The following is a 14,303-nucleotide window of genomic DNA, read 5'->3' as shown; positions in this document are numbered from 1 at the left end:
TCGCATCCGAGCGCGTGACATCAATGCCGATGAAGGCTCAAACTGGTTGATATGCGCGACCGCGAGACGATCGACTCAGAACTGCGGCGCATCGCCCTTGGGCGACGATCGATCCGCGAGCAGGGTGGCCAGCCGTCGTCCCAAGAGGTCGACGAACTGCTCGACGAGCTCCTGGCCCACAGCACCGGGGCGACGCTCGTGAACGCGCCCAGCGCCCCCGAAACCCCGGCGGTCGCCGGCGCCCGGCGCCGGCACGACACGGTCACGCTCCTGAGGCCCAGCGGCGTGCTGCGCCGGCTGGGCCTGGTGGCGGCGTTGCCGCTGTCACTGGTGGCGATCGCCGCCGCCGCGATCGCCATATTCGCCGTCCGCCACCAGGATTCATCGGCGCAGTCGACGGAAGCCCCGCCGCCGGCCGCGTCGTCACCCAGTCGACCGGTCGCGTCGCCACCCGCTCGCATGGCTCCCCCCGCACCCGCCCCGCGGATTGGCGTAGCCGACACGGCGTTCATCGCCGCGTTGAAGCACGAAGGCGTGCCGATTCCCAGCCAGGATTACGTGATGGCCCAGGGGCACGCCGTCTGCGACTTCCTGGCGCACCAACACAACTTTTCCGACGCGGTCGGGTTCGTGCAGCGATCGTCGATCTGGGACGCCGATCAAAGCACCCATGTCACCGCGGGCGCCATCGTCGCGTACTGCCCCCAGTCCCTACCCTCTGCCTCAAACGAGATGCAGCCGTCCTATCAGGATGCCCTCTCCGATTTGCAGGCCATCGAAGGAAAACTGCGGGACATCCAGGGAGATCTGGACAACCTTCCGGGCCACCCGTGAGCCGGACGGGACGCCATCCCGCGTCGGATCGAGACCCGTTGCCCTGCAGGGTGTTACCTCAACGCAGTGTGGAGCGCATGCAACCGTGACCCTGCTATTTCTGGTTCTGAAAGTCGCCCTGATCGCCTTCGTCGTCGGAGGCACCGTCGCTGTGATCACCCGCGGGGTCAGACGTTCACGCGCGAACAGACTGGATCCGCGGTGGAAGGGACCCGGTGGTCAACCCGGGTATGAGGCATCCGCTTTGGGCGCCATGCCCAACACGCCGCTTCCCGAATGGGCCTACTGGGGCGACGAGGAGGACGACGACCACGGCGATGGCAGGGCGTGTTGAGCGCGCCAACGCAGGATTGAGCGCTTACCAAAGCGCTCCGTTTCGCGGGCTCCCGCCCTACACCCGCACCTCCGCCGGCTCGAGTCGACGCGTAGCTCGGACGGCATCACCCCTGCCGTAGAATCGTCGTGGCTTGTCGAGCCACCCAGGCCGCGTTAGCTCAGTTGGTAGAGCGTCGCTCTTGTAAAGCGGATGTCGAGAGTTCGAGTCTCTCACGCGGCTCCATTCCTGTCGGTACTCACCGATAGCGTCGCCTTATGTCCACGGTTTGTCGCAGGTGCGGAGTCGATTTCGACGGCCGTCGGCGAAAGGTGTTCTGCACCAACGCATGCCAACAATCACACCGCCGACACTTACGGCGTAAAGGCCTAACCGGTCACTGGTCGGTGTCGATCACGCGCGCCGAGCGCACCGCCCGTGACGAGGGCCGCCGGCGCCCCGGCAGCGGGATCCGATCCGCGATGTTGCTCAGCGGGTTGACCACCATGGTGAGCGCGATGACGGCGTCTTGCAGGGTGGCGATGGCGGGCTCGAGCGCCTCCATCCCCGGGGTGAGCCGCGCCAGGGTGTCGGCGACGTCGGCGAGCTGGTCCAGCGGCCCGTGTTTGGCGGTCAGCTTGTCGACCAGGCCGCCTTCGCTGAGCAGGCGGTCGGCCAGCCCGTCCTCGGCCAGCAGGCGTTCGATCAATCCGTCCTCGGCGACCAGCTGATCGGCAAGCCCGCCCGGCTGCAGCGTGCGCTGCAAGGCGCCGCCCTCGGCGGTCAGCCGGTCGAGCAGGCCGCCCTCCGAGGTCAGCATGTCGACGACCCCACCCGGGCGGAGCAACCGATCGAGCGGCCCGTCCGGGGCCACCGCCCGACCCAGCGGGGCGTCGTCGTCGAGCAGCCTGGCCAGCCGGTTGGCGCGCACGAGCGCGTCGTCGAGACCCAGCATCGACGTCATCGGGTTGGTGCCGGCGGACCCGTTCTCGCCCAAAGCCCGCTTCGCCACGCCAACGGCCGCGCTTGCCACGCCCAGACCCGCATCCGCCGCGGCCAGACCGACCCGCGCGGGAGCGGTCGCCGCCGACACGATGCTTTTGGCGAGGTTCATTCTTCGAGTCTATGCACGGCGCGGCCTGCGAAAAGGCCGATCCGTCTCAAGGCAACGCGCCGATGCCTGGCAGACTACTAACAGACGGTTGACACTGAGCTTTCAGGAATCACACAATTTTTCCATAGGTAACTTCAAGTAAGGGACAGCAGCACCTGATGACATCGCCAACTCCCAGCGACACCAAACCGGAGGCCCGCGTCCTCGTGGTCGACGACGAGGCCAACATCGTCGAACTGCTCTCGGTCAGCTTGAAGTTCCAGGGCTTCGAGGTCTACACGGCAACCAATGGCGCCCAGGCGCTGGACCGGGCGCGCGAAGCCCGTCCCGATGCCGTCATCCTCGACGTGATGATGCCCGGCATGGACGGGTTCGGGGTGTTGCGACGGTTGCGGGCCGACGGCATCGACGCCCCCGCGCTGTTTTTGACGGCGCGGGATTCCTTGCAGGACAAGATCGCCGGCCTGACGCTGGGGGGCGACGACTATGTGACGAAGCCGTTCAGCCTCGAAGAGGTCGTCGCGCGGTTGCGGGTCATCCTGCGGCGCGCCGGCAAGGGCGGGGCCGAACCACGCAGCGCCCGACTGACTTTCGCCGATATCGAACTCGACGAAGAAACGCACGAGGTGTGGAAGGCCGGTCAGCCCGTGTCGCTGTCGCCGACCGAATTCACGCTGCTGCGTTACTTCGTGATCAACGCGGGCACGGTGTTGAGCAAACCGAAGATCCTCGACCACGTATGGCGCTACGACTTCGGGGGCGACGTGAACGTCGTCGAGTCCTACGTGTCGTACCTGCGGCGCAAAATCGACACCGGCGAGAAGCGCCTGCTGCACACGCTGCGCGGCGTGGGTTATGTGTTGCGGGAACCGCGCTGAGCGCGTGCGCGGTCGTCAACGGTAGCGAAGAATTGGGTAGATGGTCACTCAGCCTCGACGCGGATTGCCGCTCCGAATAGGGCTCGTCGCCGCCACCTTGTTGCTGGTCGCGTGCGGCCTGGCCGTTTCCGGTGTCGCGGTGACGTCGATCCTGCGGCACAGTCAGATCAGCCGCATCGACCAGACGCTGCTCGACGCATCCCACAGCTGGGCGCTGGCCCCGCGTCGTCAGTCACCGCCGCCGTACGAGGGCCCCGACCCGGGCCGGCCACCGTCGAAGTTCTACGTGCGCGGCGTCGGCACGGACGGCATCCCCTTCACCGCCATCAACGACCGCAACGCCGAACCGGCGCTCCCGGCCAACAACGACGTGGGTCCCAACCCGACGACGCTGCCCTCGGTGAATGGCTCGAACATCCATTGGCGGGCTGTATCGGTGCGCGGGCCACAGGGTTTGACGACCGTCGCGATCGACCTGTCCGACCTCCAGCACACTCTCCGCTCACTGGTCTGGCTGCAGGTCGCCATCGGGGTGGGGGTGCTGGTCCTGGTCGGGATCGCCAGCTTCGCCGTCGTCCAGCGCAGCCTGCGGCCGTTGGCCGAAGTCGAACGAACGGCCGCGGCCATCGCGTCCGGCCAGTTGGATCGCCGTGTCCCAGAACGGGATCCGCGCACCGAGGTGGGCCGGCTCTCGCTCGCCCTCAACGGAATGCTGGCGCAGATTCAGCAAGCGCTGGCGTCCTCGGAGTCCTCGGCCGAGAAGGCCCGCGGCTCCGAGGACCGGATGCGCCGCTTCATCACCGACGCCAGCCACGAGCTGCGCACCCCGCTGACCACCATCCGCGGTTTCGCCGAACTGTATCGCCAAGGCGCCGCCCGCGACGTCGCCATGTTGTTGTCGCGGATCGAGAGCGAGGCCTCCCGGATGGGTCTGCTGGTGGACGACCTGCTGCTGCTGGCCCGCCTCGACGTGCAACGACCGCTCGAGCACAACCGGGTGGACCTGCTGGCGCTGGCCAGCGACGCCGTGCACGACGCGCAGGCGATCGATCCGGGGCGAACCATCACCATGAAGGTCCTCGACGGCCCCGGCACGCCGGAGGTGCTCGGCGACGAAGCGCGCATCCGGCAGGTGCTGAGCAATCTGATCGCCAACGCCTTGCAGCACACCCCGGAAAGCGCCGACGTGACGGTGCGGGTCGGCACCGACGGCGACGACGCGGTCCTCGAAGTGGCGGACAAGGGCCCCGGCATGAGCGAGCAGGACGCGTCGCGGGTGTTCGAGCGTTTCTATCGCACCGACTCGTCGCGGGCGCGCGCGAGCGGCGGGACCGGCCTGGGCCTATCCATCGTGGAGTCGCTGGTGCGGGCGCACGGCGGTGTCGTCAGCGTGACCACGGCGCCGGGCGAGGGCTGCTGCTTCCGGGTGACGTTGCCGCGCATCAGTGACGTCCACGCGCAGCACGCGGTTCACGCCAACTGAGCCAGGGCCGCCTTGATCTTGGCCTGGGCCTCGTCCAGCGATTCCGGTGAAGGGTTGCGGTCCACGTTGGCGAAGCCGAAGTCGCTGAGGCTGCGGGTGGGGAAGACGTGCACATGCAGGTGCGGCACCTCCAGTCCGGCGATGATCAGGCCCGACCGTTCGGTCCTGAAGGCCTTGCAGACGGCCTTGCCGATCAACTGGCTCACGGCCATCACCCGGGCGAAGGCCGCGCCGTCGACGTCCTGCCAATTGTCGATCTCTTCGCGCGGCACGACGAGGGTGTGTCCCTGGGTCATCGGCTCGATCGTCAGGAACGCCACGACGTCGTCGTCCTCATAGACAAAGCGGCCGGGCAGTTCGCGGTTGATGATCTTGGTGAAGATCGACGCCATGGGCACTCACTCCTCCTTGCCGAACTGCATCATCTCCAGGTTCCAGTAGCCGCGCATGTTGGTGATCAACCCGGCGTCGTTGACCTTGTAGGTGAACACCCCGCGCACCGAACTGGTCAGGCCGCCCTCGAATTTGCTGTTGAGCACCAAGATGTGGGCGATCTCGTCGGGGGAGCTCGACGGGAAGGTCTCCTCGCAGGTGATGGAGAGCTGATTGGCCGCGATGTTGGTGTCGAAGAACGCGCCGACGGCCTCCTTGCCACGGACACCGGTGCCGTCGGGGTTGGTGACGGACTTGCCGATCGGGTCCTCGATGACGACGTCATCGGACATCAGCGCCAACCAGCCCGCCCGGTCGTGCGCCTGCACGCACCGCCACGAGGACTGCGACGCGGCCAGGGCCGGGGATGCCTGGGATTCTTGCGCGGCTGCGGCTTCGGTCATTTCTTCTCCTGTCACTAGTTTGCGCACCCGGTGCCTCGGAACGAGTCAACCCGATGGGCGTCCGTGAGCCGATTGCGTTGTGGCACAAGGAGGGAGCTCGACAGCACACCGCCATGGCGCCGGTTCGCCCCGGCGCCATGAGGTGGCGGAAAGCCGGTCACAGCAGACGCGGCTGATGACGGGTGGTTTTACCGGTCGGCGTCGGTGTAGCGGATGACTCCGCGAATGTTCTTGCCGTCCAGCATGTCCTGGTAGCCGTCGTTGATCTGCTCGAGCCGGTATTGGCGGGTGATCATGTCGTCCAGGTTCAGCTTGCCGGCCTTGTACATCGACAGCAGCTGCGGGATGTCGTACTGCGGGTTGCCGCCACCGAAGATGGTGCCCTGCAGGTTCTTCTGCATCAGGGTCAGCATCGCCAGGTTGAGGTTGACGTTGGTGTCCAGCAGGCTGCCGATGGCGGTCAGCACGCAGGTCCCGCCCTTTTGGGTGATGTTGAGGTAGTTGTCGACGTCGGCGCCCTGCAGCTCGCCCACGGTGACGACGACCTTGTGGGCCATCAGGCCGTAGGTGACCTCGGCCATGCCGGCCATCGCGGCCATGATGTCGGGGTAGACGTGGGTGGCACCGAACTTCAGCGCCTGGTCGCGCTTCCACTCCACCGGGTCGATCGCGAAGATGTAGCGCGCGCCCGCGTTGACCGCGCCCTGCAGCGCGGCCATGCCGACCCCGCCGACGCCGACGATGGCGACGTCTTGGCCCGGCCGGATGTCAGCGGTGCGGACCGACGACCCGTAGCCGGTGGTGACACCGCAGCCGACCAGCGCGGCGACCTCGAACGGGACCGACGGGTCGATCTTCACCACCGAGCTGCGGTGCACGACCATGTAGGGGGAGAACGTTCCCAGCAGCGTCATGGGGAAGACGTTCTGGCCGCGGGCCTGGATGCGGAAGGTCCCGTCGGACACCGCGGCGCCGCCCAGCAGGCCGGCTCCCAGGTCGCAGAGGTTGCGCATGCCGGCCTGACAGGTCGGACACTGCCCGCAGGACGGGATGAACGACAGCACCACGTGGTCACCCGGCGCGATGTCTTCCACGCCCGGCCCGACCTCGGTGACGATGCCGGCGCCCTCGTGACCGCCCAGCACCGGGAAACCGGCCATCGGGATACCCCCGGTGACCAGGTGATGGTCGGAGTGGCACATGCCCGCCGCTTCCATCTGGATCTTGACCTCATGCGCTTGCGGGTCGCCGATCTCGATTTCCTCGATGGACCAGGGCTGGTTGAACTCCCAGATCAGTGCGCCTTTTGTCTTCACGATGGTCCTGACCCCATTTCGCCTTTGGAATTGATCAGCGCTGACCGGCCCTTCATGCCGGCCAGCTAGGTGACGGATGCCACAGGCACCCTCGTCGCGTCAGCATAGCGCGTGCAACAAATCAAATGCTTGGTTGGCTCCCCGCGGCGATCGCAAGCCCGGCGTAGCCGGGGCGCAGCGGGTTGCCGGCATTGCTTCGGTCACCAGATGGGGACCGGTGCTTCGCCGAGCGGGTAGTAGCCGGGCAGCTTCTCGCCCGCGATGCTGCGTTCGATGCGCCGCTGCATGCCCTCGCTCAGGTCGCCGGACTCGATGAGCTTGCCGTACATGTACGCGACGTGTCCGAAGTCGAAGAAGTCGCGCTGCCACTCGATCAACAGGTCGTCGTTGAGCCGGAACCAGCTGCCGCCGATGCCGTAGATCTCGCCCTGGGTGCCGTCGGCCTTGTTGACGATCTGCTTCCAGAAGCCGACGATCTCGCCCTGCTTCTCGTCGATGAGCACCTTCTGGTACTCATACACCCAGTTCTCCAGGCCTTCCATCTCCAAACCCAAAGCGATGTCGCGGATCTCGTCGACGCCGACGCACATCACGTCTTCTTTGGGGCCGATGTTCCACCCGTAGGTCGCGTCTTTGGTATAGAAGTCCGCCAATGGCCGCCAGTCACCGGCCTTTTCGCAGTCCTTGTTGGCTTGCAGCCAGCGGTCGACCCATGCCTCGAGCTCTTCGCGTGACGCCACTGTCAATCTTCTTTCTCTTTGATGAGTAGTGCTTGTGTTGGGCACATCTCGACCGCGCGTTCGACTTCGTCGCGGGCGTCTTCGGGGGGCTCGGGGTCAAGGATCTCGACCTTGCCCCGCTTGGGCACCTGGAAGTAGTCGGGCGCCTCCAGTTCGCACATGGCGTGGCCCTGACACAAATCCAGATCGGCTTCGATTCGGAATCCGCCCATCGGACTTACTCCTTACGCGTTGCGCTTGCGGTAGCGGACCTTGGCCGGCCGGGCGAGCTGCACGACCATCTTCGAGTGATCGTTGTGATAGCTGTCCGCCGGTTGCGCCATCTCGAAGTCGTACTCGCGCAACAGCACCGAGAAGATCGCCTTGATCTGCATCTGGGCGAACGCGGCGCCCACGCAGCGGTGGCGACCCGCACCGAACGGAATCCAGGTCCACCGGTTGACGATGTCGGCCTGCTCGGGCTTGTTGTAGCGGTCGGGCCGAAACGCGTCGGGGTCGGGGAAGTCCTCGGGAATCCGGTTGGAGATCGCCGGGGACGCCGCGACGTAGTCGCCGTTGTGTATCGGGAAGCCCTCGACCTCGAACTCGCCCTTGGCCACCCGCATCAGGATGATCAGCGGTGGGTGCAGCCGCAGCGTCTCCTTGACCACGTTGTCCAGCTTCGGAATCGAGCGCAGCGCATGGAAACTCACCTCCTGGCCGTCGGCGTAGAGCTCCTCGAGCTCGGCCAGCACCTCGGCGTACACCTCGGGATGGCGGATCAGCTCGATCAACGTCCAGGCCGAGGTCCCCGAACTCGTGTGGTGCCCGGCGAACATCAGCGAGATGAACATGCCGGTGACCTCGTCGGCGGAGAACCGCAGATTGCCGTCCTCGTCCTTGATCGACACCAGCACGTCGAGCATGTCGCGATCGGCCTTGTCCTTCGGCGGGTTGGCCAGCCGCTGGTCCATGATCTCCTGAACCACCGCAACGAGTTTGACGCGGGCCTCGTCGCGGCGCCGGAAGCTGTCGATCGGCAGGTACGGATCGACGTAGCACAGCGGGTCGGTGCCGCGTTCCAGCTCGTGGTAGTACTCGGCGAACCGGTGGTCGAGCTGCTCGCGGAACTTCAAACCGATCAGGCAGGCCGTCGAGGTGTAGATCGTCAGCTCGGCGAAGAAGTCGAGGAGCTCGATCTCGCCCTCGTCGCCCCAGTCGGCGATCATCTTCTTGACTTCGCCCTCGATGGTGCTGGCGTGGCCCTTCATCTGCTCGCCGCGCAGCGCCGAGTTGTGCAGCATCTCCTTGCGCCGCTCGGGGCTGGCGTCGAACACCACGCCCTTACCGAAGATCGGCGTCATGAAGGGGTAGGCCTCGGCCTGATCCAGGTCTTCGTCGGCGGAGCGGAAGAAGAACTCGTTGGCGCCCGCGCCCGACAACAGGATGACGTGCTTTCCGGCCAGCTGGAACCAGCCGACGTCGCCGCACTCGTCACGGACGCGTTTCATCAAACCGATTGGGTCGGTGCGGAATTCCTCGAGGTGGCCGTGCTCCTCTTCACCGCCGGAAACCCGGGGCACGATCGCGGTGGTCATCTGCTCACTCCTCCTCGGCGCGCGATGCGCGCCGCATCGTCGATTCGCGAAGTGGTCGTCATTGTCCTGGCATCCCCTCTTCGCCGAGTGCGAGCTTCTGGCGATCTTTGTTGTCTGCTAACGGCGCCTCGGGCTGGAGCTCCATGTTGGCGACGAAGCCGCCCCGCGGCGTCTCCGCGACGAACGTAATCGCCCGCGCGAGATCGGACGCCCGCAGGAAGTAGTCGTGGCGGGCCTGCCCCCACTTGGCCCAATCTTCCAGTGCGGGACCGATCTTCTCGGCGGGCAGGCTCCACCCCATCGACGTCTTCGTCGGGCCGGGATGCACGATCGAGGCCCGCACGCCCGTGCCCTCGAGCTCCATCTGGAAGTTGGTGACCATCGCCACGAGCGCGGCCTTGGCCGCGCCGTAGGCCCCCATGTGCGGCCGCTGGCGCAGGGCGACATCGGAACCGACGAAGATCAGGTCGCCCCGCTGGCGCTCCAGCATGCCCGGCAGCACCGCGGCGGCCAGCCGGTTGGCGCCGACGAGGTGGATCTGCAGCTGGGACTCGAATTCGTCGGTGGTGATCTCGGCGAGCTTGCCGAAGTACGTGTCGCCCGCCCCGGCCACCAGCACCTCGATGTCGCCGAGCGCGTCGACCGACTGGGCCACAAAGGATTTCACCGAATTTGGATCGGTCACATCGAGGTGAAACCCGACCGCCTCGCCGCCGTCGGCGTTGATCTTGCCGACGATGTCGTCGAGCTTCTCGACCCGGCGTGCGCCCAGGGCGACCGGGAAGCCGTGCGCCGCGAGGTCGATGGCGGCGGCCTCCCCGATGCCGGAGGACGCGCCGGCCACGATGGCGGGCCGGCGTTCGGGCAGGGGCTCAAAGCGGGGCATTCAGCGGACCTCCACGCTCATTGGTAGGTGGGCGAATCCGCGGACATTGCTGGAGTGGACGCGGACGGCGTTGGCCTCGTCCACTTCATAGCCGCGGATTCGCTTGAACAACTCGGTGAGCGCCACCCGGGCTTCCATCCGCGCCAGATGCGCGCCCAGGCAGAAGTGTGCGCCGCTACCGAAACTCAATAGCTTGGGCCCGATTTCGCGCCCGATCACATAGTCGTCAGGGTGGTCGAAGACCCGCTCGTCGCGATGGCCCGAGCCGGGCAACAGCAACAGGACGTCGCCGTCGGGAATGGTGGTGTCGTAGAGGGTGAGCTCGCCGGACACGGTGCGGGCCAGGATCTGGCTGGAGGTGTCGTAGCGCAGGGTCTCCTCGACCCACAGCGGCACCCGGGACAGATCGTCGTAGACCGGGGTCAGCTGATCCGGGTTCCGGTGGCCCCAAAAGGCGGCGTTGGCAAGCAGTTTGGTGGTGGTCTCGTTTCCCGCGATCACCATCAGGAACATGAAGCCGAGCACCTCGTCGTCGGTGAGCCGGTCGCCGTCGATCTCGGCTTCCAGCAGCGCCGACGTCAGATCGTCCGTCAGCTTCTCACGCCGCTCGGCCACCATTCCCTGGTAGTAGACGATGAGGTTGAGGGAGGCCTCGACGGCCTCCGGAGGCACGTCGGTGACGCCCTCCTCGCGGTGCATCACCCCGTCGGCCCAGGCGCGGACCTGGTCTCGGTCCGGCTCGGGCACACCCATCAGTTCGGAGATGACGTCCATGGGCAGCTTGCCAGCGAACTCGTCGACATAGTCGACGGTGCCGTTCTTCGCCTTGGCCAGCATCGTGTCGAGGTGCTGCGTGGCGATCTCGGTGACCCGGGGTTCGAGTTCGCGAATCCGGCGCGGGGTGAAGCCTTTTGAGACCAGCGTGCGCAGCCGCAGGTGGGCGGGATCGTCCATCGCGAGAAAGCTCATCGTCTTGCTGGCGTGCGGGCCGCGCGACGCCGGATCCAGCGAGACGCCGTACTTGTTGGACAGCGTGGTGCTGTTGCGGAAACCCTGCAGCACGTCCTGGTGCCGGGACAGCGCCCAGAACTTCAGTTCTTCATTGCGATACAGCGGGGCGTCGTCGCGAAGACGCTTGTAGTACGGGTACGGATCCTCGTGGAAGTCGTAATCGTAGGGATCGAGGACCAGCTCGTGGTCGCCAACGTGGACGGTCATCGGTTAGGTTCCTGCCTCTGTCTCTGGGCTGGTGTCTTTGGCGCCGGTCAGGATCAGCCGGACCACGTAGGCCAGCCGGTCGGCGATCTCGCGGTAGCTGAATTCGCCACTGCCGCCCTGGACCAGCGCGCCGAAAAAGGACATCTCCAGTGCGGACACGGTCGTCGGATCGGCGTTGGGGCCCATCGCGGATGTGATCCTGCGGTGGATCTCCACGCCGATGCGGTCGCGGGCGGCGCGCACCGCGGGGTCCGCCCCGCCGCTGAGCAAGGCCGTCGTGCAGGCGGCGCTGACTTCGGGCTCGTCGGCGACCACCAGGGCCAGATGGCGCAGCACCTGTTCCACCCTGCTGGGCATCGGGTCGTTGACGTCGGTGAAGTAGGGGACCTGCCGCACCAGGTCCAGGTAGACCTCGGCGATCAGGTGATTCTTCGACGAAAAGTAGGTGTAGGCGGTGGCGGGCGCCACCTTGGCGCGGGCCGCCACCGCGCGCACGGTCAGGTCGGCGTAGGACTTTTCGCGCAACGTTTCGATGCCGGCGGCCAATACTTTCCGGAAGGTCTCCTCTTGACGCCGGTTGCGCGGCGTCTGGCCGGTCTGACGGTCGGCGTCGGAGGTGATCGCCAGTGCATCGCTGGACACATGTCCAAGCTAGTGGATGGTGTCGGCGCGAAGCAAGTCCGTCCCGGAAACAGCGTGGTTAATCTGCGGTTTTTGGGCGAGTATTCGAGTCGAACGGGATCCGCCCTTGCACCGCCGCTGGCCAGGAGACTATGGTTCGATCGGACGATATCGGACAACTGTCCACTAGATTGGCGTGCCGGGTTGACCGCGCACAGACAGGAGCGGGACATGGCCTTGCTGGCCGGCGGCGTGAGCGAACTCTTCATCGACGGCAAGATGTCGGCCGGCAGCGCCGGCACCTTTGCCACGGTCAATCCAGCGACCGAGGAAGTGCTCGGGGTCGCCGCCAACGCCGACGCCGCCGACATGGACCGCGCGATCGATGCCGCGCGGCGCGCCTTCGATGAGACGGACTGGTCGCGCAACACCGAATTGCGGGTGCGCTGCGTGCGGCAACTGCGCGAGGCGATGCAGCGGAACCTCGAAGAGCTGCGTGACCTGACCATCGCCGAAGTCGGGGCGCCGCGAATGCTCACCAGCATCGCCCAGCTCGAAGTCCCGGTCAACGACCTGGCGTTCGCCGCGGATACCGCCGAATCCTACGAGTACAACCAGGATCTCGGCGAGGCGTCGCCGATGGGCATCCCCACCAGGCGCACCATCGCGCGTGAGGCCGTCGGTGTCGTCGGCGCCATCACCCCGTGGAACTTTCCGCACCAGATCAACCTCGCCAAGATCGGGCCCGCCCTGGCCGCCGGAAACACCGTCGTCCTCAAGCCGGCACCCGACACCCCCTGGTGCGCCGCCGTGCTGGGGGAACTCATCGCCGAGCACACCGACTTTCCGCCCGGCGTCATCAACATCGTCACCTCGGACGACCACGGTGTCGGGGCGTTGCTGTCGAAAGACCCACGGGTGGACATGATTTCGTTCACCGGGTCGACGGCGACCGGGCGCAGCGTGATGGCCGACGGCGCGGCGACCATCAAGAAGGTTTTCCTCGAGCTGGGCGGCAAGTCGGCGTTCATCGTGCTCGACGACGCCGACCTCGGCGGCGCGGTGGGCGTGGCCGCGTTCTCGGTGTGCATGCACGCGGGGCAAGGCTGCGCGATCACCACCCGGCTGGTGGTGCCGCGGGCGAAGTACGACGAGGCCGTCTCCATCGCGGCCGCGACGATGGGCGGCATCAAGGCCGGCGACCCCACCGACCCCGGAACCATCTGCGGGCCAGTGATTTCGGCGCGCCAGCGTGACCGGATACAGGGCTACCTCGACTCGGCGATCGCCGAGGGCGGGACGTTCGCCTGCGGAGGCGGCCGGCCGGCCGACCGCGAAGTCGGCTTCTTCATCGAGCCCACGGTGATCGCGGGGCTGGGCAACGACGCGCGCTGCGCGCGCGAGGAGATCTTCGGCCCGGTCCTGACGGTGATCCCGCACGACGGCGACGACGACGCCGTCCGCATCGCCAACGACTCGCCATACGGACTGTCGGGCACCGTGTTCGGCGCTGACCCCGACCGGGCGGCCCGGGTCGCCGCGCGCGTCCGCGCGGGCACGATCAATGTCAACGGCGGCGTGTGGTACTCGGCCGACGCGCCCTTCGGCGGTTACAAGCAGTCCGGAAACGGACGCGAGATGGGCCTGGCCGGTTTCGAGGAGTACCTGGAAACCAAAACCATTGCGACAGCGATTAACTAGAGGAGCCTCAAGAGCATGCGATTCGAGAACAAAGTCGGCATCGTCACCGGGTCCGGGGGCGGCATCGGGCAGGCCTACGCCGAGGCCCTGGCGCGCGAGGGTGCCGCGGTGGTGGTCGCCGACATCAACGCCGAGGCGGCCGAGTCGGTCGCCAAGCAGATCGTGGCCGACGGCGGAACCGCCATCAGCGTTCCGGTCGATGTGTCCGATCCGGCGTCGGCCAAGGCGATGGCCGACCGCACGCTGGCCGAATTCGGCGGCATCGACTACCTGGTCAACAACGCCGCCATCTTCGGGGGCATGAAGTTGGACTTCTTGCTCACCATCGACCCGGAGTACTACAAGAAGTTCATGAGCGTGAACCTCGACGGGGCGTTGTGGTGCACGCGTGCGGTGTACAAGAAGATGGCCAAGCGCGGCGGTGGGGCGATCGTCAACCAGTCGTCCACCGCTGCCTGGCTGTACTCGAACTACTACGGCCTGGCCAAGGTCGGCCTCAACGGCCTCACGCAGCAACTGTCCCGCGAGCTGGGCGGCCAGAAGATCCGGATCAACGCGATCGCGCCCGGCCCCATCGACACCGAGGCCAACCGGACCACCACCCCTCAAGAGATCGTCGAAGACATCGTCAAGGGCCTGCCGCTGTCGCGAATGGGCACGCCCGCGGACCTGGTCGGCATGTGCCTGTTCCTGCTGTCCGACGAGGCGTCGTGGATCACCGGGCAGATCTTCAATGTCGACGGCGGACAGATAATCCGGTCATAGCCGCCGGCGACGATGCAGAGC

General features: G+C 66.6%; 16 protein-coding genes and 1 tRNA gene. 7 read left to right on the top strand and 10 right to left on the bottom strand.

The genetic code is table 11. From position 1 onward, the window contains the following. Positions 1 to 51 precede the first annotated feature (51 nt). The 3 genes from QGN31_RS22475 (at position 52) to QGN31_RS22465 (ending at position 1,393) form a co-directional block, all read left to right on the top strand. Entirely contained in the window at positions 52 to 834 is a 783-nt protein-coding gene (locus QGN31_RS22475) for a DUF732 domain-containing protein (RefSeq protein WP_014941242.1), read from the top strand. 85 nt (positions 835 to 919) lie between these two features. Further along, positions 920 to 1,168 carry a hypothetical protein gene (locus tag QGN31_RS22470; RefSeq protein WP_009951978.1) on the top strand — a complete coding sequence of 83 codons (249 nt, stop codon included), beginning with the start codon at positions 920 to 922 and terminating at the stop codon, positions 1,166 to 1,168. Positions 1,169 to 1,317: 149 nt separating this feature from the next. Then, positions 1,318 to 1,393: transfer RNA gene (locus QGN31_RS22465), tRNA-Thr, on the top strand. 151 nt (positions 1,394 to 1,544) lie between these two features. On the opposite strand, the gene QGN31_RS22460 is transcribed toward QGN31_RS22465, so the two are convergent. After that, complete coding sequence (locus tag QGN31_RS22460) at positions 1,545 to 2,261, bottom strand: hypothetical protein (protein WP_008263798.1); 717 nt, start codon at positions 2,259 to 2,261, stop codon at positions 1,545 to 1,547. Positions 2,262 to 2,419: 158 nt separating this feature from the next. Here QGN31_RS22460 and phoP point away from each other — a divergent pair, with 158 nt between their 5' ends. Both phoP and QGN31_RS22450 read left to right on the top strand, forming a co-directional pair. Beyond that, positions 2,420 to 3,139, top strand: a complete 720-nt coding sequence (gene phoP, locus QGN31_RS22455) for a two-component system response regulator PhoP (RefSeq protein ID WP_008263800.1) — start codon at positions 2,420 to 2,422, stop codon at positions 3,137 to 3,139. A gap of 40 nt (positions 3,140 to 3,179) precedes the next feature. After that, positions 3,180 to 4,622, top strand: a complete 1,443-nt coding sequence (locus QGN31_RS22450; protein ID WP_014381773.1) for a sensor histidine kinase — start codon at positions 3,180 to 3,182, stop codon at positions 4,620 to 4,622. Here the strand turns inward: QGN31_RS22450 and QGN31_RS22445 are convergent. The 9 genes from QGN31_RS22445 to QGN31_RS22405 all read right to left on the bottom strand — a co-directional run bounded on the left by QGN31_RS22445 (position 4,610) and on the right by QGN31_RS22405 (position 11,837). After that, complete coding sequence (locus tag QGN31_RS22445) at positions 4,610 to 5,014, bottom strand: HIT family protein (RefSeq protein ID WP_009951974.1); 405 nt, start codon at positions 5,012 to 5,014, stop codon at positions 4,610 to 4,612. The genes QGN31_RS22450 and QGN31_RS22445 overlap by 13 nt on opposite strands. Positions 5,015 to 5,020: 6 nt before the next feature. Then, positions 5,021 to 5,458: a ketosteroid isomerase family protein gene (locus QGN31_RS22440; RefSeq protein ID WP_009951973.1), complete on the bottom strand. Its 438-nt coding sequence runs from the start codon at positions 5,456 to 5,458 to the stop codon at positions 5,021 to 5,023. A gap of 188 nt (positions 5,459 to 5,646) precedes the next feature. Next, positions 5,647 to 6,774 carry an NDMA-dependent alcohol dehydrogenase gene (locus tag QGN31_RS22435; RefSeq protein ID WP_008263811.1) on the bottom strand — a complete coding sequence of 376 codons (1,128 nt, stop codon included), beginning with the start codon at positions 6,772 to 6,774 and terminating at the stop codon, positions 5,647 to 5,649. Positions 6,775 to 6,974: 200 nt separating this feature from the next. Continuing rightward, positions 6,975 to 7,514 carry a hypothetical protein gene (locus tag QGN31_RS22430; RefSeq protein WP_008263812.1) on the bottom strand — a complete coding sequence of 180 codons (540 nt, stop codon included), beginning with the start codon at positions 7,512 to 7,514 and terminating at the stop codon, positions 6,975 to 6,977. 2 nt (positions 7,515 to 7,516) lie between these two features. After that, entirely contained in the window at positions 7,517 to 7,726 is a 210-nt protein-coding gene (locus tag QGN31_RS22425; RefSeq protein ID WP_008263814.1) for a ferredoxin, read from the bottom strand. A 12-nt stretch (positions 7,727 to 7,738) separates the two neighbouring features. After that, positions 7,739 to 9,091, bottom strand: coding sequence for a cytochrome P450 (locus tag QGN31_RS22420; RefSeq protein WP_014379070.1), 1,353 nt, complete (start codon positions 9,089 to 9,091; stop codon positions 7,739 to 7,741). Positions 9,092 to 9,149: 58 nt separating this feature from the next. Further along, positions 9,150 to 9,977 carry an SDR family oxidoreductase gene (locus QGN31_RS22415; RefSeq protein WP_014379071.1) on the bottom strand — a complete coding sequence of 276 codons (828 nt, stop codon included), beginning with the start codon at positions 9,975 to 9,977 and terminating at the stop codon, positions 9,150 to 9,152. Then, a complete protein-coding gene (locus QGN31_RS22410; protein ID WP_014941243.1) occupies positions 9,978 to 11,195 on the bottom strand; it encodes a cytochrome P450 in 1,218 nt (405 codons plus the stop codon). 3 nt (positions 11,196 to 11,198) lie between these two features. Further along, positions 11,199 to 11,837 (bottom strand): TetR/AcrR family transcriptional regulator, encoded by a 639-nt coding sequence (locus QGN31_RS22405; RefSeq protein WP_009951967.1) that lies wholly within the window; start codon positions 11,835 to 11,837, stop codon positions 11,199 to 11,201. A 210-nt stretch (positions 11,838 to 12,047) separates the two neighbouring features. Between QGN31_RS22405 and QGN31_RS22400 the strand changes: the two genes are divergently transcribed. Both QGN31_RS22400 and QGN31_RS22395 read left to right on the top strand, forming a co-directional pair. Then, on the top strand, positions 12,048 to 13,517 hold the full coding sequence (locus QGN31_RS22400; protein WP_014941244.1) for an aldehyde dehydrogenase: 1,470 nt from the start codon (positions 12,048 to 12,050) through the stop codon (positions 13,515 to 13,517). Positions 13,518 to 13,532: 15 nt separating this feature from the next. Continuing rightward, positions 13,533 to 14,282 carry an SDR family oxidoreductase gene (locus QGN31_RS22395; RefSeq protein WP_014941245.1) on the top strand — a complete coding sequence of 250 codons (750 nt, stop codon included), beginning with the start codon at positions 13,533 to 13,535 and terminating at the stop codon, positions 14,280 to 14,282. The last annotated feature ends 21 nt before the right edge of the window (positions 14,283 to 14,303 follow it).

The organism is Mycobacterium sp. 2-64 (assembly GCF_035918375.1).
Classification (GTDB): domain Bacteria; phylum Actinomycetota; class Actinomycetes; order Mycobacteriales; family Mycobacteriaceae; genus Mycobacterium; species Mycobacterium intracellulare.
The sequence above is the reverse complement of the archived record's forward strand: the minus strand, read 5'-3'. Positions and strand labels throughout refer to the sequence as shown.

Coding starts and splice junctions, on each gene's coding strand:
- QGN31_RS22475 (WP_014941242.1), top strand. CDS start 52: ATGCGCGACCGCGAGACGATCGACTCAGAACTGCGGCGCATCGCCCTT.
- QGN31_RS22460 (WP_008263798.1), bottom strand. CDS start 2,261: ATGAACCTCGCCAAAAGCATCGTGTCGGCGGCGACCGCTCCCGCGCGG.
- phoP (WP_008263800.1), top strand. CDS start 2,420: ATGACATCGCCAACTCCCAGCGACACCAAACCGGAGGCCCGCGTCCTC.
- QGN31_RS22450 (WP_014381773.1), top strand. CDS start 3,180: ATGGTCACTCAGCCTCGACGCGGATTGCCGCTCCGAATAGGGCTCGTC.
- QGN31_RS22445 (WP_009951974.1), bottom strand. CDS start 5,014: ATGGCGTCGATCTTCACCAAGATCATCAACCGCGAACTGCCCGGCCGC.
- QGN31_RS22440 (WP_009951973.1), bottom strand. CDS start 5,458: ATGACCGAAGCCGCAGCCGCGCAAGAATCCCAGGCATCCCCGGCCCTG.
- QGN31_RS22425 (WP_008263814.1), bottom strand. CDS start 7,726: ATGGGCGGATTCCGAATCGAAGCCGATCTGGATTTGTGTCAGGGCCAC.
- QGN31_RS22420 (WP_014379070.1), bottom strand. CDS start 9,091: ATGACCACCGCGATCGTGCCCCGGGTTTCCGGCGGTGAAGAGGAGCAC.
- QGN31_RS22415 (WP_014379071.1), bottom strand. CDS start 9,977: ATGCCCCGCTTTGAGCCCCTGCCCGAACGCCGGCCCGCCATCGTGGCC.
- QGN31_RS22410 (WP_014941243.1), bottom strand. CDS start 11,195: ATGACCGTCCACGTTGGCGACCACGAGCTGGTCCTCGATCCCTACGAT.
- QGN31_RS22400 (WP_014941244.1), top strand. CDS start 12,048: ATGGCCTTGCTGGCCGGCGGCGTGAGCGAACTCTTCATCGACGGCAAG.
- QGN31_RS22395 (WP_014941245.1), top strand. CDS start 13,533: ATGCGATTCGAGAACAAAGTCGGCATCGTCACCGGGTCCGGGGGCGGC.